Below are 26,262 nucleotides of genomic sequence, written 5' to 3' on the forward strand. Positions count from 1 at the left end.
CATCACCAGATAATCGGGATGCGTATTTTGTTCCCCTGATTTACCTTTGAATTTCGCAACGGTTTTCCCCCGTTATTCCGCCCCGAGCATCGCAGCTTTTGGCGAGACTAGCCCGATAGGGGAGCGGCAGGGATGCCGCTCGTTTTCGGAGGGCCAGGGATGGCCCTTCCGAAAACCCTCGCCAAAAGCGAGAAGCGCAGGATTAAGGCGGAATGTCGGGTGGCCTTTTCTTTGAATACTTTCTTTTGGCCACGCAAAAGAAAGTATTTCGGCTGTCGGGCCGAGACCCGACTTCAAATAAACCGCGATAGCGACACCAAATAAACAAACTCCCGTAAATCCAACAGATAACTCGAAACAATGGCCAAAACATGACCTCAATAAATCTCCCCATTTTCGGCCAAGGCAGTCAACCCGCCGAAGAAGACGGCGTCGAACTCGACTATCTGGCGATGCCGGAAGAAATGACGACCTACCGGATGCCGACGATTTCGGTGGACTTGAATGCGGCTGATCTGGCACAGGCCAAAACCGCGTTGCAGCAGCTCGAACAGAATTTGGCAAAGTATCCAGCAACCAGCCAAACCATAGACTTGATATCCCTGGACCAAACCAATCGCCAGTTCGTCGACGAACTGCTCGGCGAAGGCGAAGTCAGCATGCTGAGTAATGGTGCGCAAACGCTTCGGATTCAGGAATCGGTGCTGGCCGGTGTCTGGCGTTCGCAACGTCTGGATGCGCAAAAGCAGATCGTCACCGATACATTGGAAGTTGGCATTATCCCGCAAGCGATTTTGCAAACCGCATTTGCCGATGCTGCTGAGCATATCGATACCGACATGAGCGCGTTGCCGGACGGGGTGATGAACGCGCCGCCGCTGCTGGCCGAGTTGAATGCCAAAATCGCCGAGTATCAACCCGTCGCCGAAGCGCACATCATCAATCTGAGTTTGCTGCCGCAAACCGAGCAGGATTTGGCGTTTTTGGAGCAACGCTTGGGCAAGGGCGCGGTGACGATTTTGTCGCGCGGTTACGGCAACTGTCGGATCGACGCTACCGCCACCCGCAATGTCTGGTGGGTGCGCTATTTTAATTCGCAAGACACGCTGATTCTCAATACCCTGGAAGTTAGCGACGTGCCGAATGTGGCGTGCGCGTCGGCGGAAGACATTGCCGACAGCCACCAGCGTTTGCAGGAAATTTTGCAGGTGTATTTGTGAGCGAAGGCTTTTTTGCTGGTGCATACGGCGGCGATGCCTCGCGCTTGCCTCCCGAGGCCAAGCTGGAATGCAAGATTTGCTGGCACGTCTATGACCCTGCCGAAGGCGATGCCGTTTGGCAGGTGCCGCCCGGTACCGCCTTTGCCGACTTGCCTGAGCATTGGAGTTGCCCGCAATGCGGCGCGCCCAAACAAGGCTTTTTGGTGCTGGACGACTAAGTATGCACTGGCAGGACGGTGAGCAGATTCGGCAAACGCTGGAAGCCGTGTTTAACGACATCCTGGCTCTACGGATGCGCGACATGCCGGTACTGAATCCGGCATTGGCGGTGCGAGCCCTGGGGTTTAATCGCTACAACGCCGATTGGGCTGGCGTATTGATTACGCCCTGGTTTATGAATCTGTTGCTGCTGGCAGGCCCGGATAGCCAATGGCCGGCGCAAGCGCCGGGAACCAAGTTTGAACAGGCTTTTCCGTACGGCAGTTTCGAGTTCGTCGTCGCTGATGAACGGCAATTGGGGCGCTACGCGCAATGTTCGCTATTTTCGCCGATGTTTCAATTTGCCGACCAAGCGGCGGCCGTTGCGGCTGCGGAAAGTGCATTGCAAGCTTTGCTAGCCGTTCCCGCGCCACGAGCGATCAGCCGCCGCGATTTGTTGCGCGGCAATTTGGTAAGACCTTAAGTGACGCCGGCGGGCGAGATTACTATCGAACTGAGGCATCGCGCCGGCCAGGTCGGTGCGGTGAAGATAGACTCTACTCGGCCCGAAGCGGCGCGGGTGCTGGTCGGCAAAGCGCCCGAGCAGGTTTTGAGCATGGTGCCTCTACTGTTTTCTTTATGCGGCAATGCCCAGGCTTACGCGGCTTTAATGGCCTGCCGCGCTGCCTTGCAGATGCCCGCCGAGCCGGAAGTCGATGCCGCTCGGGAATGCTTGGTGCAACTGGAAACCGTGCGCGAACACGCTTGGCGGATATTATTGGATTGGCCGGTCTTGCTGGGTCAGCCTGCCGATAAGATCGCACTTGCGGCGCTTTTGAAATTGGATAAACAGTTCAAATCGTGTTTATTCAAAGATGGCGAGGCGTTCAAGCTGGATAGCCTGTTGCAGATCGACGGAGCGTTTTTGCAGACTTTGCTTGATGAATTGACCAGCTTAATCGATCAAGCGATTTTTGCGGGCGGCCGCAACGGGTTTCTGGCGATTTCGGACGAAGCGCATTTGCGCGACTGGTTGGATGTAAATACAGGATTGGCAGCGCAGCTATTGAATGTTGTATATCAACGCGATTGGCCGGCGCTGGGGAACAGCCTAGTGGTGGGTTTGCCGGAATTGGAGCCGGCCGAACTGAACAGGCAGATGCAAAACACGGATCTATTGGTCTTCTGTCGGACGCCACAGTGGCTGGGTCGCTGTTTTGAGACGACGCCATTGAGTCGTCAGCAAACGTCGCCCTTGCTCGCGGATTTGCGTAGTCGTTACGGCAATGGTTTGTTGCTGCGCTTTGTTGCCGTGTTGATGGAAGTGGCAGTAATCCCGCGGGGAATAAGCTCAATGGCTGGCATGACGTCGGCGTACGCCGGCGATGGCCTTGGCTTGGCGCAAGTCCAAGCCGCGCGCGGCTTATTGATTCATCGCCTGGAGTTGCGTGAAGGCAGGGTGTACGATTACCGCATAGTGGCTCCGACCGAATGGAATTTTCATCCCGGTGGTGTGTTGGCCCAAGGTTTAAAGTGTTTGCAAGCGGACGCTGTCGATGGTTTGCGGCAGCAGGCGGAATGGCTGATTAACGCGGTGGACCCTTGTGTGCAATACCGACTGGTGTTGACGCTGGAAAACTGAAACTTACAGACCAATCATCATGCACGAAATGTCGCTCTGCGAGAGCGTGTTACAGATTATCGAACAGCAGGCCAAGGCCCAGCAATTTGCCAAGGTTAAGACCGTGTGGCTGGAGATCGGCGCTTTGTCGGGCGTGGAGCCGGAGGCGATGCAGTTTAGTTTTGAAGTGGTGATGCAAGGCTCGTTGGCCGATCAGGCCCGCTTGGAAATTATCGACGTGCCGGGTGTGGCATGGTGCATGCCCTGCGGCTGCGAGGTATTGGTACAACAGTTATACGACGAGTGCCCGCACTGCGGCAGTCATCAATTACAGATCGTCGATGGCGATCAAATGCGAATTAAAGAACTGGAGGTAGAGTAATGTGCGGCGTATGCGGCTGCGGCGAGGGCCATACCCACTCGCACGACGAATCACATGAGCACGAGCATGCTCATGATCACCACCACAGTCACGAGCATGGACATCACCATCATCACGAACATACTGCAGAACATTCACATGCTCCCGGTCTGACCCAGGCGCGGATGGTGCAGATCGAGCAGGATATTCTGGCCAAGAACAATCGTTATGCCGACGAAAACCGCCGTTATTTTAGCGAGCGCGGTATGCTGGCTTTAAACCTGGTGTCCAGTCCCGGTTCCGGCAAAACCACGCTGCTGACCGAAACCATTCTGCGTTTGAAAGAGGAGTTGAGCATCGCGGTGATCGAAGGCGACCAACAAACCGCCCGCGATGCCGACCGCATCCGCGCCACCGGCGTTCCGGCGCTGCAAATCAATACCGGCAAGGGCTGTCATCTGGACGCGCACCGGGTCGGCCATGGCTTGGAAAGCCTAAATTTGCCTGAGCATAGTTTGCTGTTCATCGAAAACGTCGGCAATTTGGTGTGTCCATCGGCTTTTGACTTGGGTGAAGCGCATAAAGTGGTGATCCTGTCGGTTACCGAGGGCGAAGACAAGCCGATCAAATATCCGGATATGTTTCATGCCGCCGATTTGATGATCTTAAACAAAACCGATTTACTGCCTTACCTGGATTTTGACAGCGCCCAATGCATCCAGTACGCGAAGCAAGTTAACCCGCGCATCAAAGTCTTGTCGCTATCGGCCAAGACTGGCGAAGGCATGGACAACTGGCTGACCTGGCTACGGGCTGAGATGGCTTTGCAGCGGATTGAGTATGCTTAAATCACTATGCGGTAAGATTTTTTCTGACCGTTTACCTTCATTTTCGAGGAAAGGATATGCCGACTAGTCAAGAAATTTACCAACAAATCAGCCACTTAATGCCACTGGAGAAATTGCGTTTAGCAGAGATGTTGCTTGCCGATCTGGATGCGCCGAATCCGGAAATCGATGCTGTCTGGCGCGACGAGGCGCAAAAACGTTGGCAAGGCTATAAAGATGGCAAGCTAAAAACAGTCAGTTATGAAGCGGTTATGCAGAAATATAAATGAAGGTTGAATTTCTCGAAGCCGCGCAAGCCGAGCTCGATCAGGCCTTTGAATGGTATGAAATTCAGCAAAAGAATCTAGGTCTGCAGTTTTTAAACGAGTTCGATGCCGCGATTAGGCGAATTACCGCGTAACCAAAATCCTACACTTGTTGATTGGCAATGAGATAAGACGCTGCCTGATAAAACGTTTTCCGTATGGTGTTTTGTACGGTCTTGATGAAGGCAAAGTTATCGTAATTGCCGTAGCGCATTTGCATCGAAAACCTGATTATTGGATGGAAAGAATTGGGTAATAAGGTCTCAACCAGAAGCCCTCATGTAAAAAGTGATACTAAAGCAAGCGCCGAATTAATCTACAACATCAACAATCAGCTTATGTGCCTAGCTCTCCCTGCCCAAATTACCGACATTGATTTTGCAACACAGATGGCGACCGCCAGCGTGGACGGCGTCAAGGTCGAAGTATCGTTGGCTTTGGTGGATGATGTGAAAGTCGGTGATTACGTGCTGGTGCATGTGGGTTACGCGCTGAACAAGATCGACGAGGACGAGGCCCTGAAAACCTTGGCCTTGTTTGCGGAAGCCGGTCTAACCGCCTCATGAAATACATCGACGAATTCCGTCAGCATGATGTAGCAAAGCAATTGGCGCAGGTCATTGCCGAAACCGTTAATCCAGACCGCCATTACCGGTTAATGGAGTTCTGCGGCGGCCATACCCACGCGATTTTCCGTTACGGCGTGCAGGATTTAATGCCGAGCAATGTCGAGTTCATTCACGGCCCCGGTTGCCCGGTGTGTGTGTTGCCGACCGGGCGCATCGACAATGCGATTCAACTGGTAGAACAACACGATGTGATCCTTTGCACCTATGCCGATCTGATGCGAGTACCCGCTTCGCAGCGGAACAGCTTGTTAAAAGCCAAAGCTGCCGGCGGCGATATTCGCATGATCTATTCGACCCAGGATGCCTTGAAAATCGCCCGCGATAATCCAGACAAACAGGTAGTGTTCTTCGCCATCGGTTTCGAAACCACCACGCCGCCGACGGCGGTGGCTATCAAACAAGCTCAAGCCGAAGGCTTGGGCAATTTCAGCGTGTTCTGCAACCACGTACTAACCCCAGCGGCGATGCAAGCCATTCTGAATGCGCCGGAGCCGGTACAAATCGACGCCTTTCTCGGCCCGTCGCACGTCAGCAGCGTGATCGGCAGCAAACCCTATGAAGCCTTTGCTCAGGATTACGCCAAGCCCATCGTCATCGCCGGTTTCGAGCCGCTGGACGTGATGCAATCGGCCTTGATGTTGATCCGCCAACTCAATGCCGGTCAGCATACAGTGGAAAACGAATACAGCCGCGCGGTGACGCGCGAAGGCAATCTCAAAGCCCAAGCCTTGATGGCCGAGATATTCGAGTTACGGCCGCACTTTGAATGGCGCGGTTTGGGTTTGATCCCCAATAGCGCATTGAAGTTAAAAGCCGAATACGCCGAGTTCGATGCCGAACAGCGCTTCCGTATGCCGGCCATCCAAGCCAGCGATGTCAAAGGTTGCGAGTGTCCGGCCATCTTACGTGGCGCGAAAAAGCCGCAGGATTGCAAACTGCTGGGTACCGTCTGCACCCCGGAAAACCCGATGGGCTCGTGCATGGTATCGTCGGAAGGGGCTTGCGCGGCCTACTGGAGTTATGGGCGGCTGCGGCGAAGTTAGAAAAGCGGGCGCTATTTAACGCCCGCTTGGGTGGCCCGTGTTTAGCGGACTAAGTGATGCGGCTTATTTATAGATTTCTGCTGCCGCCGCTTTCAGTTTGGCTTCGTCGCCTTGCATCGGTTTCATCATGGGGTTTGTCGATGCTTTAGCGCCGGCGACCAACTCGTCGGCGGTCTTGAATTTTGCTTTCAAGGCATCCACGGCCGGCGCGACCGAGCCGTTATGGCAACCTTTGCAAGTAGCCGCCGCATCGGCGCTGGCCAGTGAAGGCGTGATGGCAGCAGCTGCCAGTGTCAATAAAGCGAGTAGATTTGTTTTCATGAACGTTACCTCGTGTTAATTATTATTTTTAGACTACGGCCAGGACAAGCGTCCAAACCGATGGTGCGGATGATTTTAGGCATCGGCATGGGTTTTCTACCATAGCCGGAAATTCCAGGCAATCGCTTAAGGGTTTTGGAGTGGGGATAAGCAGTGTCGCGGCGTATGGCGAGTGTGGTCATGCCACAAAGTTAATGCCTTGTCTGATCGTGATGACACTTGGCAAATTTGCCGAATACGTCGCCTAAACAGCGAGATCGATAAACGGATTGACGATGCGCAATTGATTGTCGAGGACTTGGCCGTGCTGCAGGTCTTCCGAATACAAGTGCTCGCATTCGGCCACCAACGCCGCAGCGACGATTAGGCTGTCGTACCAGGAAAAACCGTAACATTCGGCGACGTCCAGACCGCGTTCGTGAATAGCGACGCTAAGCGGGTGGATTTGGCAGACCGATTTGACGATTTGCAGGGCTTCCCTGACTTCGGGATAAGACATTTTGAACTTGCGGGTGGCTACCGAGGTAAATTCGTTCAACACTTGCACGCTGATCGCGCCGCCGTCAACAAGCAAGGTTTCGACTTGGTTCGCCTTGGCATCGTCGGCGGACAGCAAATACAACAGCACGTTGCTGTCGAAAAATGCTTTAGCGGTCTTCATTCGCTTCCAAGCGATCGAACTTGAAATCCGCCGGCATGCGGCCACGGAATTTGCGTAACCTGCCCAGCAGTTCCAGATTACTGGCTTTTTTGTCGATTTCGAACAGCCGTGCGCCGGCAATCTGAATCTCGACGTCGTCGCCTTCCTTCAGTTGCAAGGCTTCGACCACGGCGGCCGGCAGACGAACCGCTAAACTATTACCCCATTTGGCGACTTGCACGGTAGAGTCCTCGATAAAGTATACTTTTTTTAATTGTATATCATTGGATGTTAAAGAAGCATTTTTAGGATGTGCTGAACAACGTGGGGCGCATCGTTTGTAATCAATGCGTTTCGCTTTTGCTCCGCACATCTTACGGTCCTATATATTAATTTTTCTAGTAACTATGTTAGTTTAACCAATGAAAGGTGCAGAGCTTTATATATTAATGCAGCTGGCGGTAATGGCCTTGTTGTGGGTATCTGTAATTGTGGCTTTTATTTTTTTTACTAGAAAGTCAAAGCCATTTGTTAAGCTAATATTCTTTATTTTTTCTCTGTTAAGTGTGCCAGTATATGTATATATTAATGCATTGTATGAAACCCATTTAAACAAAATAAACGAAGAGGTACGCTTAAAAAGTGAGATGCACTCTACGCAGATGTTCAAGGAAATATGCAATCGCCAGCATGTTATGGTTCTGAACAAGGCTATCCGTGACGATAAACCTATAGACCTCACGGTCAATGATAAAGCTACTAGTGTCTGGGGTTTTCGTATTTTTGAACCAGTGCATCCAGAGAAAGATGTCTGCTGGTTAAAACGCGATTTCTCAAACTGTGCTCACTCTAACATTGGAAATGTAGAATGGTCCTGGAAAATGTCGGATTCTCTTTGTAATCATTCAATTAATGATGCCAAATGCAAGCATCATTATGTGAGAAATGATCGCAATGGCAACGAGAGAATAGAAATTGATAGAATATATGCAAAATTTGGAATATTTGTTTCAGATGGTGAATACATAGACAATAATATTAAGAAATACGATATTTCCATAATGAGCTTGGAAAACAAGGAGGTTTTGGCGAAAACTGTTATTTACTTTAAACTTCGCGGATACATTATTCAGGACAAGGATGAGCTGCTTTATTGTCCCCCGAGAGATGAGCAAATCGCAAAAATGCTTAGCTCAGTATTTCCTTTAGCCAAGTAGACCTTGTCCGATTGGCGAAGAGTAATCGGACGCAAGCTTCTACACCAATCCATCGTCCAATCCAAACCCATGTCCTATTCCCACTCCCTCAACCTCAAATCCGGCCAAGTCGATCTGACCCACGGCGGCGGCGGTCGGGCGATGGCGCAGTTGATTAATGAATTGTTCGTCAAGCATTTCGATAACGACTTACTGCGCCGGCAAAACGATCAGGCCTTGTTCGACGTGCCGGCCGGGCGCTTGGCGATCAGCACCGACGGTCACGTGATTTCGCCGCTGTTTTTTCCGGGCGGCGACATCGGTTCGCTGGCGGTGCATGGCACGGTCAACGACGTGGCGATGTCTGGCGCCAAGCCGCTTTACCTGAGCGCCGGTTTCATTTTGGAAGAGGGCTTGCCGCTGGCCGATTTGGAGCGCATCGTCATCAGCATGGCCGCCGCCGCTAAGACCGCCGGCACGCCGATTGTCACCGGCGATACCAAAGTAGTGGAGCGCGGCAAGGGCGATGGGGTGTTCATCACCACCACCGGCGTCGGCATCGTGCCGGACGGGGTGAACATAAGCGGCGACCGCGCCGAAGCCGGTTGCGCGATTTTGCTCAGCGGCAGCATCGGCGATCACGGCGTGGCGATCATGGCCAGCCGCGAGAATCTCCAATTCGAAACCAGCATCGTTTCCGACTCGGCGGCGTTGTATGGTTTGGTGGCCGACATGGTGGCCGCAGCGCCGGCGGCGATTCGCTGTCTGCGCGACCCGACCCGCGGCGGCTTGGCGACGGCCTTGAACGAGCTGGCCGGACAGTCCGGCGTCGGCATGGTCATCGACGAAGCGGCGATTCCGGTTAAGGCCGAGGTCAAGGCCGCTTGCGAAATCCTCGGTCTCGATCCTTTGTATGTTGCCAACGAAGGCAAGCTGGTGTGCATCTGCGACGCCGCTGCCGCCGAGACTTTGCTGGCGGCGATGCGCAACCACCCCTTGGGCCGCGACGCGGCCATCATCGGCCAAGTCATCGCCGATCCGCACCATTTTGTGCAAATGACCACCGCTTTCGGCGGCCGGCGTATCGTCGATTGGCCGGTTGGCGAACAACTGCCGCGCATCTGCTGATGCCCGGCAAGGCCATCCGTGCGCGCGGCGTGGTGCAGGGCGTCGGCTTTCGGCCGGCGATTTGGCATCTGGCGCGCGAGTTTGGTTTGGCGGGATCGGTGTGGAACGACGCCGAAGGCGTGATGATTCATGTCTATGGCAATGCGGCCGACCTTGAACGCTTCGCCGCAGCCATTCCCCAACAGCTACCGCCGCTGGCGCGTTTGGATGCCTTGGAAATCAATGATTTAGCAGGGGAGGCGGCGGACAGCGAATTTCGTATCGTCGCCAGCCAATCCGGCCGCGTCGAAACAGCAATCGCCGCCGACGCCGCCACCTGCCCGGATTGTTTGGCGGACATAGCCGATCCCTGCAACCGCCGCTACCGCTACCCGTTCACCAATTGCACGCACTGCGGGCCGCGCCTGTCCATCGTCCACAGCGTGCCTTACGACCGCTGTCATACCAGCATGGCGGCATTTGCCATGTGTCCGGAATGCCAAAACGAATACGACGACCCGGCTGATCGGCGCTTTCACGCCCAGGCCAATTGCTGCCCGGTTTGCGGGCCGCAGCTCTGGTTGGAGGCAGCCATCGATCCCTCGTTCGGCGTGGGAATGCAGCCGGAACTGGCGCGCGGTTCGGGACGCCGGAGCGTCGAAGACGGGGTTTCCACGCGGCGCGTGGGAACCATGAACGCAGGCGTGATGAACGATGTCATCCACCAAACCGCGGACCTGATTCGTCAAGGCCATATCGTCGCCATCAAAGGTTTGGGCGGCTTTCATTTGGCTTGCGATGCAAGCAATGCCAATGCGGTGGACGAACTGCGCCGCCGCAAGCGCCGTTACGCCAAACCGTTTGCGCTGATGGCACGGGATGCAGCGATGGTAAGCCGTTATGCGCTTATCAATTCTCTGGAACTGTCAGCCTTGGAGGACCGCGCCGCGCCTATCGTGCTGTTACCAGCGCAAGGCGAATATCTAGCGAGCGGCGTTGCGCCGGGCGACGACAAGCTGGGGTTCATGCTGCCGTACACGCCCTTGCATAGCTTGCTGATGCAAGAGTTGGAGGCGCCCATCGTGTTGACTTCGGGCAATATTTCCGACGAGCCGCAATGTACAGATAACGCCGAGGCGCGGGAAAAATTAGCGGGCATCGCGGATTATTGGCTGCTGCACGACCGTGACATCGTTAATCGCCTGGACGATTCGGTAGTGCGTTTGATGGATGGCAACATGCGCATGCTGCGCCGGGGACGTGGCTATAGTCCGGAGGTTTTGGTATTGGCTCCGGGGTTTGCGGAATCCGGCAATATTCTGGCACTGGGTGCCGAGTTGAAAAACAGTGTTTGTTTGCTGAAAAACGGCCAAGCGCTGGTCAGCCAGCACATCGGCGATCTAGAAAACGCCGCCGTGCAACAGAATTACCGGCAAACCATTGATTTGTACAAAAAGCTTAACGACCTTCGGCCGGTAAAGATTGCTGTCGATAAGCACGCCGGCTATCTATCGACTCAATACGGCCAGGCCTTGGCTGCCACTGAATCTATCGAATTAGTCCGCGTCCAGCATCACCATGCCCATCTGGCGGCTTGTCTGGCCGAACATGGCGTTGATCTGGACGCGCCGCCGGTATTGGCGGCGATCTTCGACGGTTTGGGCATGGGCGAGGATGGCGAATTATGGGGCGGCGAATTCTTATTGGGCGATTACCGTGGTTACACGCGGCTTGGATATTTCCAGCCTATCGCCTTGCTCGGCGGCGCCCAGGCGATGCGCGAACCCTGGCGGAATACTTATGCGCAACTGCGGCATTATTTTGATTGGCCGATTTTACAGCGCGATTACCCGGATTTGGACATCATGCGGCTGTTGGCCGGCAAGCCTTTGGCAACGCTCGATACGATGCTGGCGAAAAACCTCAACTCGCCGCTGAGTAGTTCCTGCGGGCGTTGGTTCGACGCCTTTGCCGCGGCTTTGGGCCTGCACCCGGAGCAAGTGCATTTCGAAGGCCAAGCCGCGATTGCCATGGAAGTGTTGGCGACGCCGCTGTTTGCCCAAGAACAGGCTTACGCGGACGCTTGGTCCATGGAGCGCAACTGCGACATGACGGTATTGAGTTGGCCGGGCCTTTGGCGGGCGGTGTTGGCCGATCTGAAAAGCGGCATCGACAAGGCCCGCATCGCCGCCCGGATCCACCATGGCCTGGCCGCGGCGACCGTTGAGTTGCTAATGCAATTGAGCGGAGAAGCGGGCGCGGATAGCGTTGTACTCAGCGGAGGCGTGTTTCAAAACCGCTTGTTGCTGGAAGCAGTCAGCGAGCAATTGCGCCGAAACGGCATAACCGTGCTATCCCCGCAGCGCTATCCGATGAACGACGGTGGGTTGGCTTTGGGGCAGGCGGTGATCGCGGCGGCGCAGAATACATGGATTTACTGCTCGACCAATAATCCCTGAATCACATCTATTAACACCGGGCTGAAAGGGGGCAATTGTCCGGAATCATCAGGGTTCTTCAAGTCAGTAATCAAATCACTCAGTAATTCGTCGCCCAAGCACTGCAATTCATTAGGCGGGGCTCCTTCGGTAAAAAGCCACCCATCCACCATTTGTTTACGCTCTTCGCGAATCGCTTTAGAGTTTAACCCCAGAATATCAATTGCTTTGGCGGCGCGTTCCGAGTCTCCTTCAACTTTGCCTGACAGGCGAAATTTTAATTCGGTTTCGCATTCCGGCATCAATGGCGTTAATGGTAAATCTTTTGAACCTCGCGCCTGATTGCAACGTTTTGGTGTTTCGCACGAGGCGACGATATTGGTAAAGTCTAAAGTTTTATTGGGGGCGGCCATCTGACTGGCAATGTGTTCGTTTGTGCTATTAACCGCGCTAATTCGTTTGCAGCAATATGCGCACAAACCAAACTGTTCTTTTATCGCTGCTTGGCGGATAGCTCGTCGGGTAGATTTGCCTTGTTCAGAGTTATCTAATTCTTGGTAGCGTCCATGCGGGTTAGCTTTTTTCCAAGTGTTTAGTTCGATTGGTTCCTGTCCCTTAGCGATTAGCCGCACGTTGCGCCTCCAGGCGTCTGATTAGCAGTTTCGCTTTATTTAATTCCAGGTTGTCGATAGAAATTTTTTGTTCGAGGTCGGCTAATAGTGTTTTTGCCTCTTCTAATTTTCCGTCTTGCAGGTTATCACGCAAGTCGTCGAAAGCCTCCTGAATATTGGCATTGCGGATGTCGGCATCCATGTCCTGTAGCAACACCTGATTGACATCCATGCCGTACAGATTATCCAGTTTTTGCAATACCCCATTATCCAGTGAGTAACACAGCAGATCAGGCGATTCGCTGATGACGATAGGCGAATGAGTGCTTAGTACGAATTGGCAGTTCGGAAAGGTCTTGTTCAGGTTGCCGATGATGGCGCGTTGCCAATTAGGATGAAGATGTAGATCGATTTCGTCGATTAAAACAATGCCATAGCCTTCCAGTGGATTTTCCAAAGTCGGATTCATAATGGCCAAACGTCTGGCGATGTCTCCTACTAAAGCCATCACCGATTTTTCACCCTGCGATAGTTGGGCTACATCCAACGTTTTGCCGTTTTTGTCCACTAGCATTTGCAAGCGCGGCTTACGCTGAATTCGTAGATTATTGAAATCGTTCATGAAGTTTTCGATGGCGGTACGCACGGCCAAAAGTCGTTTGTCTTTGACCGAATCTTTCAAAGCCTTTACGAAATCGATTAGCGCTACGAAATCCTCATCCGCTCCACCAAACTGTTCACGAGATTTTGGAAAGTCCCCTATTAGGGGCAATACCGTTCTGGAGAAGGTTTCATTTTCACTATCTTCACGATCACGCAACCATTCAAAAAATCGCCGAAAATTAACGCCTTGCTGCAAGGCACTATCATAACCATCGAGCTGACCAAAGCTATGTCGGCTCATGATTTTTAGTGGAATATCCAGAACTACCCGCTCAACTGGATAATAAGCAATTAAAGGCAATGCAGCACTTGTTTGGGCGGCTGCTAATTGTTCTTGGAAGCTAAGTGCTAAGCGACTAGCGTCATGGAGTAAGCTAGAGGAAACTTTAGAGCTACCCCTTAAGGTTTTTGCAACTCGCCAAAAATATAAGTCTTCCTGATATTGCAGTTGCAAACCAATGTCTGCATAGGTTTGCCCATTATGTATATCGTTGTCAGAAATTGGGCTGCCATTACCGTTAGTTCGGTTAATTCGAGCCACCAGCCAACTCAAATTGAGTTTCAATGCGTCCAGAATCGCGGTTTTGCCTGCACCGTTGTTCCCAATGAAAACTACTGTCTTACTTGGTTGTCCATCTCGAGCTTCGTCCTCAAATGGAATCGCTAGCTCCGTAAAGCCACGAAAATTATTTAGAGTAAGCTGTTTAATGTACATGAAGTATTGGTGTTAGATTTTTGGGCTTTTCAGGATTTTATCATGCAGCGATAGGCTTGATTCTACTTGGTTTCTGTTGAAAAATGGCTGTAAATGTTGCTGGCCTAAACCTGCTTCTCAAACGCCACCTCGAACCGGCCATACCGCTGCAAAATCGCCGGTAACAATAATAAATTCAACAGGGTCGAAGACGCCAATCCGCCGATGATGATGGCCGCCATTGGCCCCATGATTTCCCGGCCCGGATTATCGCTGCCTATCGCAATCGGCAGCATGGCTAGTGCGGTGACCAGCGCAGTCATCAGGATGGCCGGCAGGCGTTCCTGGGCGCCGCGAATCAAGGTCTCCGTCGACCAGATCTGACCTTCCAGCTCAATCAAATGCCGGTAATGCGAGATCAGCATGATGCAGTTGCGCACGGTGATGCCGAACAACGTGATGAAGCCGACGAAGGAGCCGACCGACAGCGTGGCGTCGGTGATGACTACCGCTGCCACGCCGCCCAATAAGGCGAATGGCAGGTTCAACAAAGTCAGCAGCATGTGCCGCAAACTGCCGAGGGCGATGAACACGAAAATCAGCACGCCGGCGCCGGCCAGCAGGGCGTGGATGATCAACGTTTCACGGGCCTTTGCTTGTTCCAGCGCCGCGCCGATGAACTCCGGGTAACTGCCGTCGCGCCAGCTGAGCTCGTTTTGCACCCGTTGTTTCAATTCGATCATAAAGGCGTCCATGTCCCGATCTTCCACCTTGCAAGTAACGGTCTGTATGCGCTGTGCGCCTTGATGCAGGATGTTGTAGCGGCCTTCGCCGTGGCGGATTTCGGCCACTTCGCCCAGTAGCACCCGCTGGCCTTCCGTGTTTTTCAAGGGCAGCTGAGCCAGGTAATCCGGCTGACTGCGCCATTCCAGAGCCAGCGCTACCGCCACATTGAAAATCCGGTTGCCTTGCAGATGCTTGCCGACGATACGGCCTTCGTAAGCGGTTTGTAGGGCTGTCATCACTTGCGCCGGGCTGATGCCGCGAAATTTTAACTGCTCCAGGTTCAGTTCGACTTGCAGCATGGCGGTGGCGGGCGGCGAGCGAAGTTGCACGTCTTCCGCGCCGGGCAGCGTATTGATCAGTGCGGCGAGCTGTTGGGCTTTACGATCCAGCTCAGCCAGGTCGTTGCCGTAAATATTGACGACCACCGGCGCGGTGTAGCCGGAAATGGTTTCATCGACCCGTTCAGTTAAAAAGGTGTTGGCTTCGTAATTGATGCCGGGGAATTGTTCCAAAACCTCGCGCAAACGCTCCAGGATCTGCTGTTGTTCTTGGCCGGATGATGGTTTTAAGCGTACTTCGTATTCGCTGTAGTGGCTGCCGTAAGTGTCGGCGCCGCGTTCGGCACGACCGGCCCATTGCGATACCGATTCCACACCGTCGATTGCCATGATTTGCTCGGTGAGTAAGTTGCCGACGCGGATGGATTCTTGCAACGAAGTACCCGGTACGCTGGCGGTGTGGACGATGAAATGGCCCTCGCGCAATTCCGGTAGAAATTTATGATCCAATCTTAGAAAGGCGGCTATGCCGATCAGGCAGGCAAGCGCGCCTATCATCGCCACGGTTTTGAAATGCTTGATAGCCCAGAGTAATTGCTGGGCATACAGTGGTTTAAGATGGCGCAACACGGGTGGATCGCTGTCGTCCGGCAGCTTGTTGCGAAACATTAAATGGCATAGAGCCGGTGTCAGCGTTAGCGCCACCAGCAATGACATCAAAATCGCCAGGATATACGACACGCCCAGCGGCGCGAACAAGCGGCCGCTGACGCCGTCCAGCGTCAGCAGCGGCACAAACACCAAAGCCACGATGAAGCTGGCATAAACCACCGAACTGCGAACTTCCAGCGAAGCCTGATAAATCACCGTTTCCACGCTATCCGGGAAGATTTTTAAGCGGTTTTCGCGCAGGCGTCTAAAGATGTTTTCGGTGTCTATAATGGCGTCGTCCACCACCTCGCCCAGCGCAATCGCTAGCCCGCCCAACACCATGATATTCAGATTGACGCCAGATTCCAGCAGCACCAGCGCAGCGGTCAGCAACGACAATGGAATGGCGGTAGCGGCAATGAAGGCGCTACGCAGATTGAACAAGAACACATATAGCACTACCAGTACGAACAGCCCGCCGATCAGTAGATGCCCGGACAGGTTATGCACCGAGGTTTCGATGTAATCGGCCGGCCGGAATAAATGCGAGTAGAAATCCACGGCCTGTTGCTTGAAGATGGGTTGAAACTCTTCCAACACGGCCTCGACCTGCCGCGACACCGACAAGGTATTGGCGCCGTACTGGCCGATCACCATCATCACGATGCCGGGTTTACCCATGATTTGCGCCGCGCCGATGGGCGGTTCCGGCCCATAACCGATCTGCGCGACATCGCCCAAGGTTACATTCATACCCTCCTGGCGTTTGACGATCAGTTGCTTGAATTGCTCGGGATTGACCGGCTGGCCGCTGATTTGCAGCGTAAAGCGTTGGTTGGCGTTTTCGATAAAGCCGGCGCCATTCATTTCCGCCGCGCCGGCCGCCGCGTTGACAATGTCGTCTATCGATAGATTGAAACGCTGTAAAGCTGCCGGTTGTAACTGCACTTGTAGTTGCTGAATGTCGCCGCCGAATACATTCACATCGGCCACGCCAGGTACCGCGAGTAGGCGTGGCACCAAGCTCCAATCCACCAAGCCGCGCAGTTCCATCAAGGTCTTGCTGTCCGAACTGAGCCCTATCGTCAATACTGTTGCCGACGAAGAAGATAAGGGTACGGCAATCGGCATTCCCACGCCAGGCGGCAGTTGCTGACTAAGGCCGTCTAGCCGTTCGCTGATCAATTGCCGGTTGCGGTATACGTCGCTAGTTTCGTTGAAGGTGGCGGTGACGATGGAGAGGCCTTGAATCGATTGCGAGCGTAAGGTTTGCAGCCCAATTAAGCCGCCAACGCTTTTTTCGATTTGCTGAGTCACCAGCACTTCCACTTGCTCGGCAGCCAGACCGGGGGCTTCGGTCTGGATGATGACTTGTTTGGGCGAAAATTCCGGAAAAATATCCAGACCGGCGTTAGTCAGGCGGTAACCGCCGTAAACGAACAGAAGTAGCGCCAGGGCGACGACGATGCCGGAATAACGAATGGAAAAGCGGACCAAAAGTGCGAGCATGAGCGACGAAAGGGGTGAAATAGCGGGCTATTGTGCCTTGTCGGTCAGGATTGGTCCATGTTGATACGCTGCTTTCCTGGCTATGCGGATGGAAAGAAGGCTAAGCTGTGTGGTGATTTTCGAACGGAATGGCGCTTAAAAGATCGCCTCCGCGCTAGTGGCGGAGGTGAGCGTTGTAGATTTTTTAAAATCAGGAAAGCGATTTTTTGCGGGACACGGCGATGAAGCCCAATAGTGCCGAACCCATTAAGCCAAAGGCTGCCGGCACAGGAACTGGGGTTGTGGTGGTTAATAGTCTGAACTGTCCATCCCATTTTGTCGGGCCGGTGAAGTTCAAGCGAAAACTATGCAGGCTGGCAAATACCGCAGGATTGCTAAAGTCGCTGAAACTTACCAAGTAATTATTGTTGGCGGTAAACGTTTTGATGCCGGAACTTGAGCTGCCGTTGGCTACCATTTCCACGTTGACACCCAGATCGATTGCCAACACCTCCAGCAGGATGCCGTTGCCATGAGCGGTTAAATCGAGCGGATCGAAATTCCACAGAATGGAAGCGCCACCGGCCGAACGGCCGTCATTCGATATGATCAGCTGGTTGCCGCCGGAAACGATTTCGGTGGTGTTGGCTGAGGCGGTTCCCGAGGCTTGAGCGATAAAGGTCCTAGAGGCATTACTCAGGTCCGTGCCGGTAAGAGTAGACACTGTATCGCTGGTAGAGCCTGCGCTACTGCCGTCGTCGAATGCGGTTTGAGCATGGCTGAAATTATCAAGCGTCAATATGCCTGCTTGGCTTTGGCCGGATAGCGCTAAGCCCAGGCTTAGCAGCAAAGGCGCGAGGTTTTTGTGAAAATGTTTAACATTCATGTGAGTTATCCGTGAGCAGAATTGAAGTTTGGAAATCAGAAAATTTTGACGGTAGGCGTTAAGCGGCTACTAGTTTTTGGCGTTTGCCGCCGACAATGCCCAAAGCGCCTATGATCAATAAAGCGGTGACGGAAGGTTCCGGGACCGTTGATAACTGGCTGAAGTCAGCGTCCCACGCGGCATGGGTGCCGCGCAATTTCAGCTCCAGACTGTTTAGGTTCTTGAAAGCCGCAGGATTCGAAAATTGTGAGAAATCAAATCTAATAGTGCTGGGTGAACCGATTGCAACGCTGGTCAAGTTCTGAAAACTTAGCAGCGAAGTACCGTTGGCGATCATTTGAATTTGGTAACTGGCGTCGCTAGATTCGGTCGTCAGCAATATCGCGTTAGCGAAAGTAGTGAAATCGACCGCAGCGAAGTTATAAAAGATACTGGCGGTGCCGGTTGAATTGCTGCTGTTACCGACCGTTAACAAGCCGTCTTCTACAAAAATTCTGGTGGTACCGCCAGGGGTAGGACTGGAATTTAAGGTTCGTTGCAAATTGCTTAGATCAGATCCGGATACATTAACTGGGCCATTGACGGTGTTTGTAGTGGACTGACGGTTGGTAAAATTATCGATCACTGTTGCCGACTCGGCGGCTTGAGTGAATAAGGCTAAAATCAGGATTAATCCGGATAAGGGCATTTTCGGCATTACAGCATTCATGTCGATTCCTTTTTGTCAGTGGCTGAAAGATAAGTGATTTGCGTGCAAGCCATTGGATTGCATAGTGCGTCACTCTAACTAAGCATTAGTGATGCCAACTTAATTTAGATTAATCCAATCAATTATTTAAATGTGATTTGGTAGCGCTTTTTCAGCTGAGCTGCTGACAGCCGGGACAGAGGTTGCGACAGATTTGGCAGGATGGCATGGTGCTGTCATGCGCGGCATTTAATAATGAGCGAAGTTGCTGCTTGTGGTCTTGGTGAGTGAGTGGGAATGTTTCCGATACTTTGCCGATCCTTTCAAAGTGCGATAGCATCGTACTAACACCTTTAATCTGGAGTTCAGCCTCATGGATAGCCAACATATCGATTTGCACCGCTCCATTATCTCCCTGAGTTGTGCGCTGGATTTAGTCGGTATCGACGAAGTGAAGCACGGTAAGCGGGTCGCGATGATGGCTTGGCACATTGCCGGCAAGCTCGATTGGTCGGCTGTCGATAGATTGAGTATTCTATACGCCGGCATGCTGCACGATTGCGGTGTGGCAAAGGTTCGCGAGCATAGGCATTTGACCGAATCGCTGGAGTGGGACGGTGCGGAGGCGCATTGTTTACGCGGTGCGGAATACTTGCAAGCCTGCCCGCCGCTGGCCTATCTGGCGGAGGAAATCCGCTATCATCACACGCGCTGGGAGCAATTGGTTGAATTGCCGCTGGTGCCCAGGATAAAGCTGCGTGCCAATCTGTTGTTTCTGGCTGATCGGATTGACGTGTTGCAAGCCCCGTATTTGGCCAGCGAGCAAATTTTGGTGGCCGCGCCCAAAATAGTGGAACGCTTACTGAGTTATTCGGGATCGCTGTTTGCGCCCGAGCTGTTGGCTGCATTTGCGGAACTTGCGAAAAGTCAGGCGTTTTGGCTGGCGATGGACCCGGATTATCTGGATGAGGATTTACGCGAATTGGGGCGTGATTTGCCGACAGTAGACTTGACTTATCCCTCGCTACGGGAAATGGCGCGGCTGTTTTCGCGAGTGGTGGATGCGAAAAGCCCCTACACCGAGCAGCATTCTGAACGGGTTGCGCAGATCTCCAGACAATTGGCATTGGATTTGGGTGTGACCGGCTGCGATCTGGAGCAGGTGGAAATTGCCGGTTTATTGCACGACATCGGCAAATTGCGGGTTTCCGAGGACATCATAGACAAACCAGGCAGCTTAACTGCCGAAGAGCGGGCCTGCATGCAGCGTCACAGTTACGATACTTACCGAATTTTGCAACGGGTGTTTACCGACTCCAAAATTCCGCAATGGGCGGGTTTGCACCATGAAAATCTGCGTGGCGAAGGATATCCGTTCAAGACCATCGGCAAGTCTTTGGAGTTGGAGTGCAGGGTTATCAGTGTGGCCGATATTTTTCAGGCTTTGGCCCAGTCCCGCCCATATCGCGAGGGCATGTTACTGGCTGACATTATCCAGCACCTCAGGCAGCGCGTGGCGGAAGGGGTTTTGGATGGCGAGGTGGTTGCCAAGTTGATCGAGAATGCGGACTTTTATTACGAATTGGCGCAAGGCAATTACTCGATGGATTAAACCGGCGGCCAAAGGGCTATGCTTGTCCGCGACATCCAGGCCTGGGCCTTTTAAAATATTCGCTCGAAGCCGAAAACACAAAAGCCGGAGGCATCTTTAGGCCTCCGGCTTTTAGCGACAGCGAGCTAAATGGCTGATTACGCTTGGCGTTGTTTTCTGGTATTAAAACCTATCAAACCGAGTAAGCCGGAACCCATCAGCCAAGCTGCTGCCGGCACCGGGACCGCGGTAATGGGACCGCTTCCGCCATTGTTGTCCAGGCAATATTCAACATAGAGCTCTGCCGCTTTGAAAAAATAATCTTTGCTACCATAATCCTTCACGCCCAATACGGCCGTCAATGAAGCGAAGCCGGTTTTGGAAAGAAAATCGCTAACATCCAAGCTGATATATTGTTTGTAGCCATCGACTTCGGTCCAGCTCGTGGAAACGTTGGAGCCGTTAATCGATGTTATACGAGCGTATTCGTTTTTGTCTTTTAACAGGCCATTTAAGATGATGGAGTCGTCGGCCGATGTTGAGTCGTCACGCAACCATATTTTCAGCAGAGCGCTGTTGATAAAGGTGGTGTCCAGCTGATAGTTGAAGTTAAGGGTGTAGCTATCGTTGCTGCTAATGTTGTCGGCTTTCGAAATTAGCGTGCCGTTGCTGCCGCCTGATAACGTCAGGCTCAGTTTTTCCAAATCGCAAGATGCCTGGTTGCCGCAGCTACCGTGTTCTGACTGATTGTCGTGTTCATGTTCGTGTTCAAACCCATTCGACGCAAAGGCGGAGGAAGTGAATAGGGCCGAAGATAATAGGATGGAAGCAGTAAACAGCGTTTTCATAGCAAGTACCCAGAAGTAATGAATGGAAATTTATCGGAGGTGATTGGACGCAGAACAGGATGTGTGCGGCAAATCATCTGGTGAGCAGTTTATCCGGGTATGTAACGTCGTTTAATTGTCCGTTCGTGCCATGACAATTTTGTCATGGCGGACGGTTTGGGCGGAGTGCTTGGATAGCGGGATCGCTCAGGTGCGGTATGGATTACCTCCCATCCGAGTCGACTGTTGGGCAATAAGAACAACTCACAGATCTGAAAGCGGTATCACAAAGCGCGAATTGTCCGCTCATTTGCTTGCAGAGGCGGCAGAGAATATTTTGCGAAAACACCGCCTCAATTTTGCAGGCGGTGTTTATTTTGAGTTCTCTCAGATGCGGCGTTGTCCGATCAATCCCAATCCCGCCAATGCCGCGCCAAACAGCCATGCGGTTGCAGGTAACGGCACGGTCGTGATCTTGATCGAGGCATTTGCCGTTAATACATTGCCGTTGGATAGCGTGTCGGTGTCAGGATCGAACGAGGGATTAAACGGGCTGCGGGTGAATAAATCGTAAGTCAGTACAATTTGGCCGAAGACGGTGCCCTGCGCGGCGTTGTCAGCAATTTTAAAACTACCTACGCCGGTTTGGCTGGCGGCATCGAATGTCTGCCCCCAGACGGTGCTGGCGCCAAAGCCCGGTCCCACAACGAAGAAATTTTCGGGTGCGCTGATAAAGTCCGTGAATATACCTGGGGAGGTAGAGGACTGAAATTCCGCACCGGTCACCACGAGGTAGTTTTGCGTGTTGGTGAGCAGGAAGCCCCAGCCCACGGTATCGCCCGCATCGCCTTCGATTAAACCGTTTGTCGGCTCTAATTGTAATGAGGTCGCTGCTTGGCTAGAGGGAAGAATACACAGCAAACTGGCTAACAGGATAAGTTGTTTGATCATGAGAATATCTCCTTAATAAGGGCTAGCGGAATTGGTTGGTCAAGGTTTTCGATCCGGTTACTTCGCCGTTATTGCTGCTAAACGGGATGACAGCTTTAAATCTGGCGCTATTCGGGCAGCCGCTAAAATTGATTGTGGTGGTGCCGCTCACTTTAGCTCCTGCCTGGATGTTGCCGACGCCTAGCGGAAAAGACAAGGGACTTGTAATAACCGGGGTACAAGCGGCTCCGGAGGTTTGTGTAAGGGTTAAGTCATCGATCTGGGTATTCTCGGCGATACATCCGCTCTTGTTTGACAGGGTGATAGTCCATCGGCGTTCAGTTTGAGTACCCGATTTAGCGGTTATAGATGCAAACAACTCAGGAAGTTCAGCTACTCCACAACCCACTGGGTTTTCTATAAACCGGTCAGAAAAGTCCGTTTTAACATCGTCCCAGACAATTAAATTGTCAATTGCAACACTAGCGCCTGAGATATTGTAAAAGTAGGCGAGAGCAAGGCGTGAGCCATCAGGTATGGCACCCCATGGCGAGGCATCATGGTAGCGCTGTGTTGTAACAAGGTTTCCATCAAGATAAAGATAAAGCTTACGTCCACCAAATTGCGCAATACCTGTTTCATTCCATACCATCGCATAATGGTGCCAGGCTGAACGGTCACCAAGAATGCTATCTAATGTTCCGGATTGGGTTGCAGTGTCCACTAACCCATTACAATAGCCGTCAGTCGCAACCCCCACTGTCCCGTAAAAACCGAAGCCGCCGCAACCGTTATTAGACCCAAAACCAATTCTCCAGTGAAATATCGGAAAATTAGGTGGTGGCACGTAGAAAATCATAGTCACTGCATCAAAAAAATTACTTGGGAAATTACTGAGTTTTGCCCAGAATTCTATTGTTCCCTTACTTTTTGACACAACGGATGTGGCAGGAAAAGTTAAGGCAAACACGTTTGAGTTCCCAGCGTCATTCACAAAAGACTGACCAAAATTAGCAAAAGGGCCTGGCGCGAAATGCCCAGCTGTTTTTTGGCCTCCAGGCCCCACTTCGCTATTCGCAATCTCAGCATCACTGCCCAATTTGTTCCATAACACCACATTCCCGGTTTCAGCTTGGGCTGCAGGGCTGAACAAGCCGAGCAAAGCCAACAGGCATGCGATGGTAGATAGGGTTTTGCGTTTAATTCCGTTCATAGAATCCTCCTTTAGGGAGTCAAGAAATACAATATGCCGCAACCCGTTTATGGTGTCGGTTAGCTGGGTAGGGCAGGCGAATAGTTAGAATTATTGTAAGAAAAGAGGATGGAGCGAAGCGCCATGGCCGGCAACAAGCCGATAAAAGCCAGGATAGGCGGCAAAATTTATGGTACGAAATATAAGGTAATTAGGCAATCGATAACTAGTGAGTTAATTCTGTGGCTTGATGACATTTAGGGTTGATTTGTTTGATTTACCGGTATTCGGCAAAACGCTCGGCGCTGCCGCTATGGGCATAGCCGGGTATAATTCGCGGCTATTGTTGACAACCCTTCTCCGCCATGTCCGAAGACTACTATTTCACCCCCGATCAAGCCGTCGAATCCCTAAAAGTGCCGCCGCATTCCATTCAAGCCGAGCAGTCGGTGCTGGGCGGTTTAATGCTGGATAACCAAACCTGGGATTCGGTGGCAGACAAGGTGGTCGAGACCGACTTTTATCGCCGCGACCATCGATTGATTTTCCGTGCCATCGCCCAATTGGCCGAAAAGCAGGACCCGTTCGACGTGGTGACTTTGTCCGAGGTGCTGGAAACGACCGGCGAATTGCAGGATGTGGGCGGTTTGGCTTATTTAAGTACGCTGGCGCGCGATACGCCCAGCGCCGCGAATATTGTCGCCTACGCCAACATCGTCCGGGATCGTTCGGTTTTGCGGCAATTGATTCATGTCGGTACCGAGATTTCCGATTCGGCATTTACCACTGAGGGCCGGGAAACTGCCGATTTGCTCGAAAATGCCGAACGCAAGGTCTTCGAAATCGCCGAGCAGCGCCAACGTGGGCAGGGCGGGTTTAGCTCGATCAAATCCTTGCTGGCCAAGGCCGTGGATAAAATCGAAACTCTCTACGAACTCGATGGCGACATCACCGGCGCCAGCACCGGCTTCACCGATCTGGACGAAAAAACCTCCGGTTTGCAGCCCGCCGATTTGATTATCGTGGCTGGCCGGCCATCGATGGGTAAAACCACGATTGCGATGAATATGGCTGAAAACGTGGCGCTGAAAAGCGGCATGCCGGTCGCGGTGTTCAGTATGGAGATGCCGGGCGAATCCTTGGCGATGCGGATGATGTCGTCGCTGGGCCGCATTGACCAGCATAAAGTCCGTACCGGCAAATTGGACGACGACGATTGGCCGCGTTTGACTTCGGCGATCAATCTGCTCGCGGAAACCAAGATGTTCATCGACGACACGCCGGCCTTGACCCCGACCGAAGTGCGGTCGCGCGCCCGCCGTTTGACTCGGGAGCACGGTCAGCTTGGCCTGATCGTGCTGGACTATTTGCAGTTGATGCAATCGCCTGCCAGTGGCGATAACCGGGTGCAGCAGATTTCCGATATTTCCAGGGGCTTGAAGGCTCTGGCCAAAGAACTCAATGTGCCGGTTATCGCGCTGTCTCAGCTCAATCGGAATCTGGAGCAACGCCCTAACAAACGACCGGTGATGTCCGACTTGCGTGAGTCCGGCGCGATCGAGCAGGACGCCGATTTAATCATCTTCGTTTACCGGGACGAGGTCTACCACGAAGACAGCCCGGACAAAGGCATCGCCGAAGTGATTATCGGCAAGCAGCGGAACGGACCTTTGGGGACGGTGCGGTTGACTTTCCTGGGCCAATACACCCGCTTCGAAAACTTTGCCGGCGTTTATAACGGCCCCGAGGATTACGAATGACGCCTGCGGCTTTTGTGCATCTGGATTTGGAAGCCGTGCGGCACAACTTGGCGCAAGTGAAGCGTTACGCGCCGGACAAAAAAATCATGGCGGTGATCAAGGCCAACGGCTACGGCCACGGCATGACGCGGGTAGCTACTGCTTTGGACTTGGCGGATGGCTTTGCCGTTGCACGGGTGGACGAGGGCGTCAGACTGCGGCAAGCCGGATTTAAACAAGCCATCACCGTACTGCAGGGCTTTGTCTGCGTCGATGAGTTGTTGCAATTATTGAAGTATCAATTGGCGGCGGTGATCCATACCCCGCAGCAAATCGCCATTTTGCAACAGCAAACCGACGCCGAAGGCAAACTTGCCGTCTGGCTGAAAATGGATACCGGCATGAATCGTTTGGGCTTTAAAGGTGCCGATTTCAGCGCTGCGTACCAGCAATTGCTGGGCTGCGCGCGGGTCGAGCAACCGATCAATCTGATCACCCATTTTGCCAATGCCGACGATTTGCTGGACGATAAAACCCGCCGGCAAATCGATTTGTTCAACGATGCGGTAAAAGACTACCCCGGCGCGTGCAGCATCGCCAATTCGGCCGGGATTATCGGCTGGCCGAATGTCCGCTTCGGCACCGCTCAGGACCGCAGTAGCGATTGGGTTAGGCCGGGATTGATGCTCTATGGTTGTTCGCCGTTTGCCGGTAAAACTGGCGCGGATTTTGGTTTGCAGCCGGTGATGAGTTTGCATTCACGGCTGATCGCGGTTAAGGATGTGGCCGCCGGCGAAACGGTCGGTTACAGCGGCATCTGGCAATGCAAAACCGCAACTCGGCTGGGCGTGATTTCCATCGGCTACGGCGACGGCTACCACCGCCACACCCAAAGCGGCGCGCCGGTGTTGGTAAACGGCCAACGGGTGCCCTTAATCGGCCGGGTATCCATGGACATGATCACCGTCGATCTCAACCAACTGCCGGATGCGCAACCCGGCGACCCCGTGATCTTGTGGGGCGACGGCTTGCCGGTCGAAGAAATCGCCCGTTACGCGGAAACCATCCCCTACACCTTGCTGTGCGGGATTACGCAGCGGGTGCAGGTCATCGAGGAGGGGTTGGATTAGGCGTTAAAGTCACACTTGCTAAGTGAAAAGCAAGGACTATTTGGTCGATTGCCGAATTTCGCGTGAGTCGAGCACGGCATTGTTCGGAGCGCGCTATCGACCCGTTGCGGTCTATCGCCTAACATTGGTTCAATGTCAGCGATTGATGTTTTCGAGCCATATGTACTTGGTTTCGATGATA

At 52.9% G+C, this 26,262-nt stretch carries 27 protein-coding genes; 16 read left to right on the top strand and 11 right to left on the bottom strand.

The features are described from left to right. Positions 1–371: 371 nt before the first annotated feature. The 10 genes from DDY07_RS22440 to hypD all read left to right on the top strand — a co-directional run bounded on the left by DDY07_RS22440 (position 372) and on the right by hypD (position 6,225). Positions 372–1,220, top strand: a complete 849-nt coding sequence (locus DDY07_RS22440; protein ID WP_171697516.1) for a hydrogenase expression/formation protein — start codon at positions 372–374, stop codon at positions 1,218–1,220. After that, positions 1,217–1,438, top strand: a complete 222-nt coding sequence (locus DDY07_RS22445; protein WP_171697517.1) for a rubredoxin — start codon at positions 1,217–1,219, stop codon at positions 1,436–1,438. Before DDY07_RS22440 ends, DDY07_RS22445 begins: the two co-directional genes overlap by 4 nt. A 2-nt stretch (positions 1,439–1,440) precedes the next feature. Further along, on the top strand, positions 1,441–1,902 hold the full coding sequence (hybE, locus tag DDY07_RS22450) for a [NiFe]-hydrogenase assembly chaperone HybE (RefSeq protein ID WP_171697518.1): 462 nt from the start codon (positions 1,441–1,443) through the stop codon (positions 1,900–1,902). Beyond that, positions 1,903–3,060, top strand: a complete 1,158-nt coding sequence (locus DDY07_RS22455; RefSeq protein ID WP_171697519.1) for a Ni,Fe-hydrogenase I large subunit — start codon at positions 1,903–1,905, stop codon at positions 3,058–3,060. A 19-nt stretch (positions 3,061–3,079) separates the two neighbouring features. Further along, positions 3,080–3,421 carry a hydrogenase maturation nickel metallochaperone HypA gene (gene hypA, locus DDY07_RS22460; RefSeq protein ID WP_171697520.1) on the top strand — a complete coding sequence of 114 codons (342 nt, stop codon included), beginning with the start codon at positions 3,080–3,082 and terminating at the stop codon, positions 3,419–3,421. Beyond that, positions 3,421–4,248 (top strand): hydrogenase nickel incorporation protein HypB, encoded by an 828-nt coding sequence (hypB, locus tag DDY07_RS22465; RefSeq protein ID WP_171697521.1) that lies wholly within the window; start codon positions 3,421–3,423, stop codon positions 4,246–4,248. Before hypA ends, hypB begins: the two co-directional genes overlap by 1 nt. A gap of 56 nt (positions 4,249–4,304) precedes the next feature. Beyond that, entirely contained in the window at positions 4,305–4,517 is a 213-nt protein-coding gene (locus DDY07_RS22470; protein ID WP_171697522.1) for an addiction module protein, read from the top strand. Further along, the gene (locus DDY07_RS24355; protein WP_301539358.1) at positions 4,514–4,648 is read left to right on the top strand and encodes a hypothetical protein; all 135 of its coding nucleotides are present in this window, start codon (positions 4,514–4,516) and stop codon (positions 4,646–4,648) included. The genes DDY07_RS22470 and DDY07_RS24355 overlap by 4 nt, the downstream gene beginning before the upstream one ends. Before the next feature lie 243 nt (positions 4,649–4,891). Then, positions 4,892–5,119, top strand: a complete 228-nt coding sequence (locus DDY07_RS22480) for a HypC/HybG/HupF family hydrogenase formation chaperone (protein WP_020483413.1) — start codon at positions 4,892–4,894, stop codon at positions 5,117–5,119. Beyond that, positions 5,116–6,225 (top strand): hydrogenase formation protein HypD, encoded by a 1,110-nt coding sequence (gene hypD, locus DDY07_RS22485; protein WP_171697523.1) that lies wholly within the window; start codon positions 5,116–5,118, stop codon positions 6,223–6,225. Before DDY07_RS22480 ends, hypD begins: the two co-directional genes overlap by 4 nt. A 63-nt stretch (positions 6,226–6,288) precedes the next feature. Here hypD and DDY07_RS22490 read toward each other — a convergent pair whose 3' ends face one another. The 3 genes from DDY07_RS22490 to DDY07_RS24520 form a co-directional block, all read right to left on the bottom strand. Beyond that, a complete protein-coding gene (locus DDY07_RS22490; protein ID WP_171697524.1) occupies positions 6,289–6,546 on the bottom strand; it encodes a hypothetical protein in 258 nt (85 codons plus the stop codon). Between the two features lie 244 nt (positions 6,547–6,790). Further along, positions 6,791–7,207 (bottom strand): PIN domain-containing protein, encoded by a 417-nt coding sequence (locus tag DDY07_RS22495; protein ID WP_171697525.1) that lies wholly within the window; start codon positions 7,205–7,207, stop codon positions 6,791–6,793. Then, positions 7,194–7,427, bottom strand: coding sequence for an AbrB/MazE/SpoVT family DNA-binding domain-containing protein (locus tag DDY07_RS24520; protein WP_171697526.1), 234 nt, complete (start codon positions 7,425–7,427; stop codon positions 7,194–7,196). Before DDY07_RS24520 ends, DDY07_RS22495 begins: the two co-directional genes overlap by 14 nt. 181 nt (positions 7,428–7,608) lie before the next feature. Here DDY07_RS24520 and DDY07_RS22505 point away from each other — a divergent pair, with 181 nt between their 5' ends. From DDY07_RS22505 to hypF, 3 genes are all read left to right on the top strand, one after another. Then, entirely contained in the window at positions 7,609–8,403 is a 795-nt protein-coding gene (locus DDY07_RS22505) for a hypothetical protein (RefSeq protein WP_171697527.1), read from the top strand. Between the two features lie 69 nt (positions 8,404–8,472). Continuing rightward, a complete protein-coding gene (hypE, locus tag DDY07_RS22510) occupies positions 8,473–9,510 on the top strand; it encodes a hydrogenase expression/formation protein HypE (protein ID WP_171697528.1) in 1,038 nt (345 codons plus the stop codon). Next, positions 9,510–11,948 carry a carbamoyltransferase HypF gene (gene hypF / locus DDY07_RS22515; RefSeq protein WP_171697873.1) on the top strand — a complete coding sequence of 813 codons (2,439 nt, stop codon included), beginning with the start codon at positions 9,510–9,512 and terminating at the stop codon, positions 11,946–11,948. Before hypE ends, hypF begins: the two co-directional genes overlap by 1 nt. Here the strand turns inward: hypF and DDY07_RS22520 are convergent. From DDY07_RS22520 to DDY07_RS22540, 5 genes are all read right to left on the bottom strand, one after another. Further along, entirely contained in the window at positions 11,924–12,559 is a 636-nt protein-coding gene (locus tag DDY07_RS22520; protein ID WP_171697529.1) for a retron system putative HNH endonuclease, read from the bottom strand. The two genes, hypF and DDY07_RS22520, sit on opposite strands and share 25 nt — an antisense overlap. After that, positions 12,543–13,916, bottom strand: coding sequence for an AAA family ATPase (locus DDY07_RS22525; protein ID WP_171697530.1), 1,374 nt, complete (start codon positions 13,914–13,916; stop codon positions 12,543–12,545). The genes DDY07_RS22520 and DDY07_RS22525 overlap by 17 nt, the downstream gene beginning before the upstream one ends. Positions 13,917–14,020: 104 nt before the next feature. After that, positions 14,021–17,119, bottom strand: a complete 3,099-nt coding sequence (locus DDY07_RS22530) for an efflux RND transporter permease subunit (protein ID WP_171697531.1) — start codon at positions 17,117–17,119, stop codon at positions 14,021–14,023. Between the two features lie 190 nt (positions 17,120–17,309). Then, positions 17,310–17,984: a hypothetical protein gene (locus tag DDY07_RS22535; protein ID WP_171697532.1), complete on the bottom strand. Its 675-nt coding sequence runs from the start codon at positions 17,982–17,984 to the stop codon at positions 17,310–17,312. 58 nt (positions 17,985–18,042) lie between these two features. Continuing rightward, positions 18,043–18,693: a PEP-CTERM sorting domain-containing protein gene (locus DDY07_RS22540; RefSeq protein WP_171697533.1), complete on the bottom strand. Its 651-nt coding sequence runs from the start codon at positions 18,691–18,693 to the stop codon at positions 18,043–18,045. Positions 18,694–19,045: 352 nt separating this feature from the next. On the opposite strand from DDY07_RS22540, the gene DDY07_RS22545 reads away from it, so the two are divergent. After that, positions 19,046–20,284: an HD-GYP domain-containing protein gene (locus DDY07_RS22545; RefSeq protein WP_171697534.1), complete on the top strand. Its 1,239-nt coding sequence runs from the start codon at positions 19,046–19,048 to the stop codon at positions 20,282–20,284. A gap of 137 nt (positions 20,285–20,421) precedes the next feature. Here DDY07_RS22545 and DDY07_RS23965 read toward each other — a convergent pair whose 3' ends face one another. From DDY07_RS23965 to DDY07_RS22560, 3 genes are all read right to left on the bottom strand, one after another. Beyond that, positions 20,422–21,111: a VPLPA-CTERM sorting domain-containing protein gene (locus DDY07_RS23965; RefSeq protein ID WP_033159130.1), complete on the bottom strand. Its 690-nt coding sequence runs from the start codon at positions 21,109–21,111 to the stop codon at positions 20,422–20,424. 366 nt (positions 21,112–21,477) lie between these two features. Beyond that, positions 21,478–22,041, bottom strand: coding sequence for a VPLPA-CTERM sorting domain-containing protein (locus DDY07_RS22555; protein ID WP_171697535.1), 564 nt, complete (start codon positions 22,039–22,041; stop codon positions 21,478–21,480). Positions 22,042–22,063: 22 nt separating this feature from the next. Next, positions 22,064–23,233, bottom strand: a complete 1,170-nt coding sequence (locus tag DDY07_RS22560) for a LamG-like jellyroll fold domain-containing protein (protein WP_171697536.1) — start codon at positions 23,231–23,233, stop codon at positions 22,064–22,066. A gap of 344 nt (positions 23,234–23,577) precedes the next feature. On the opposite strand from DDY07_RS22560, the gene dnaB reads away from it, so the two are divergent. Together dnaB and alr are read left to right on the top strand one after the other, a co-directional pair. Then, a complete protein-coding gene (dnaB, locus tag DDY07_RS22565; protein ID WP_033159133.1) occupies positions 23,578–24,972 on the top strand; it encodes a replicative DNA helicase in 1,395 nt (464 codons plus the stop codon). Next, on the top strand, positions 24,969–26,081 hold the full coding sequence (gene alr / locus DDY07_RS22570) for an alanine racemase (RefSeq protein ID WP_171697537.1): 1,113 nt from the start codon (positions 24,969–24,971) through the stop codon (positions 26,079–26,081). The genes dnaB and alr overlap by 4 nt, the downstream gene beginning before the upstream one ends. Positions 26,082–26,262 lie beyond the last annotated feature (181 nt).

It is taken from the genome of Methylomonas sp. ZR1, assembly GCF_013141865.1.
Classification (GTDB): domain Bacteria; phylum Pseudomonadota; class Gammaproteobacteria; order Methylococcales; family Methylomonadaceae; genus Methylomonas.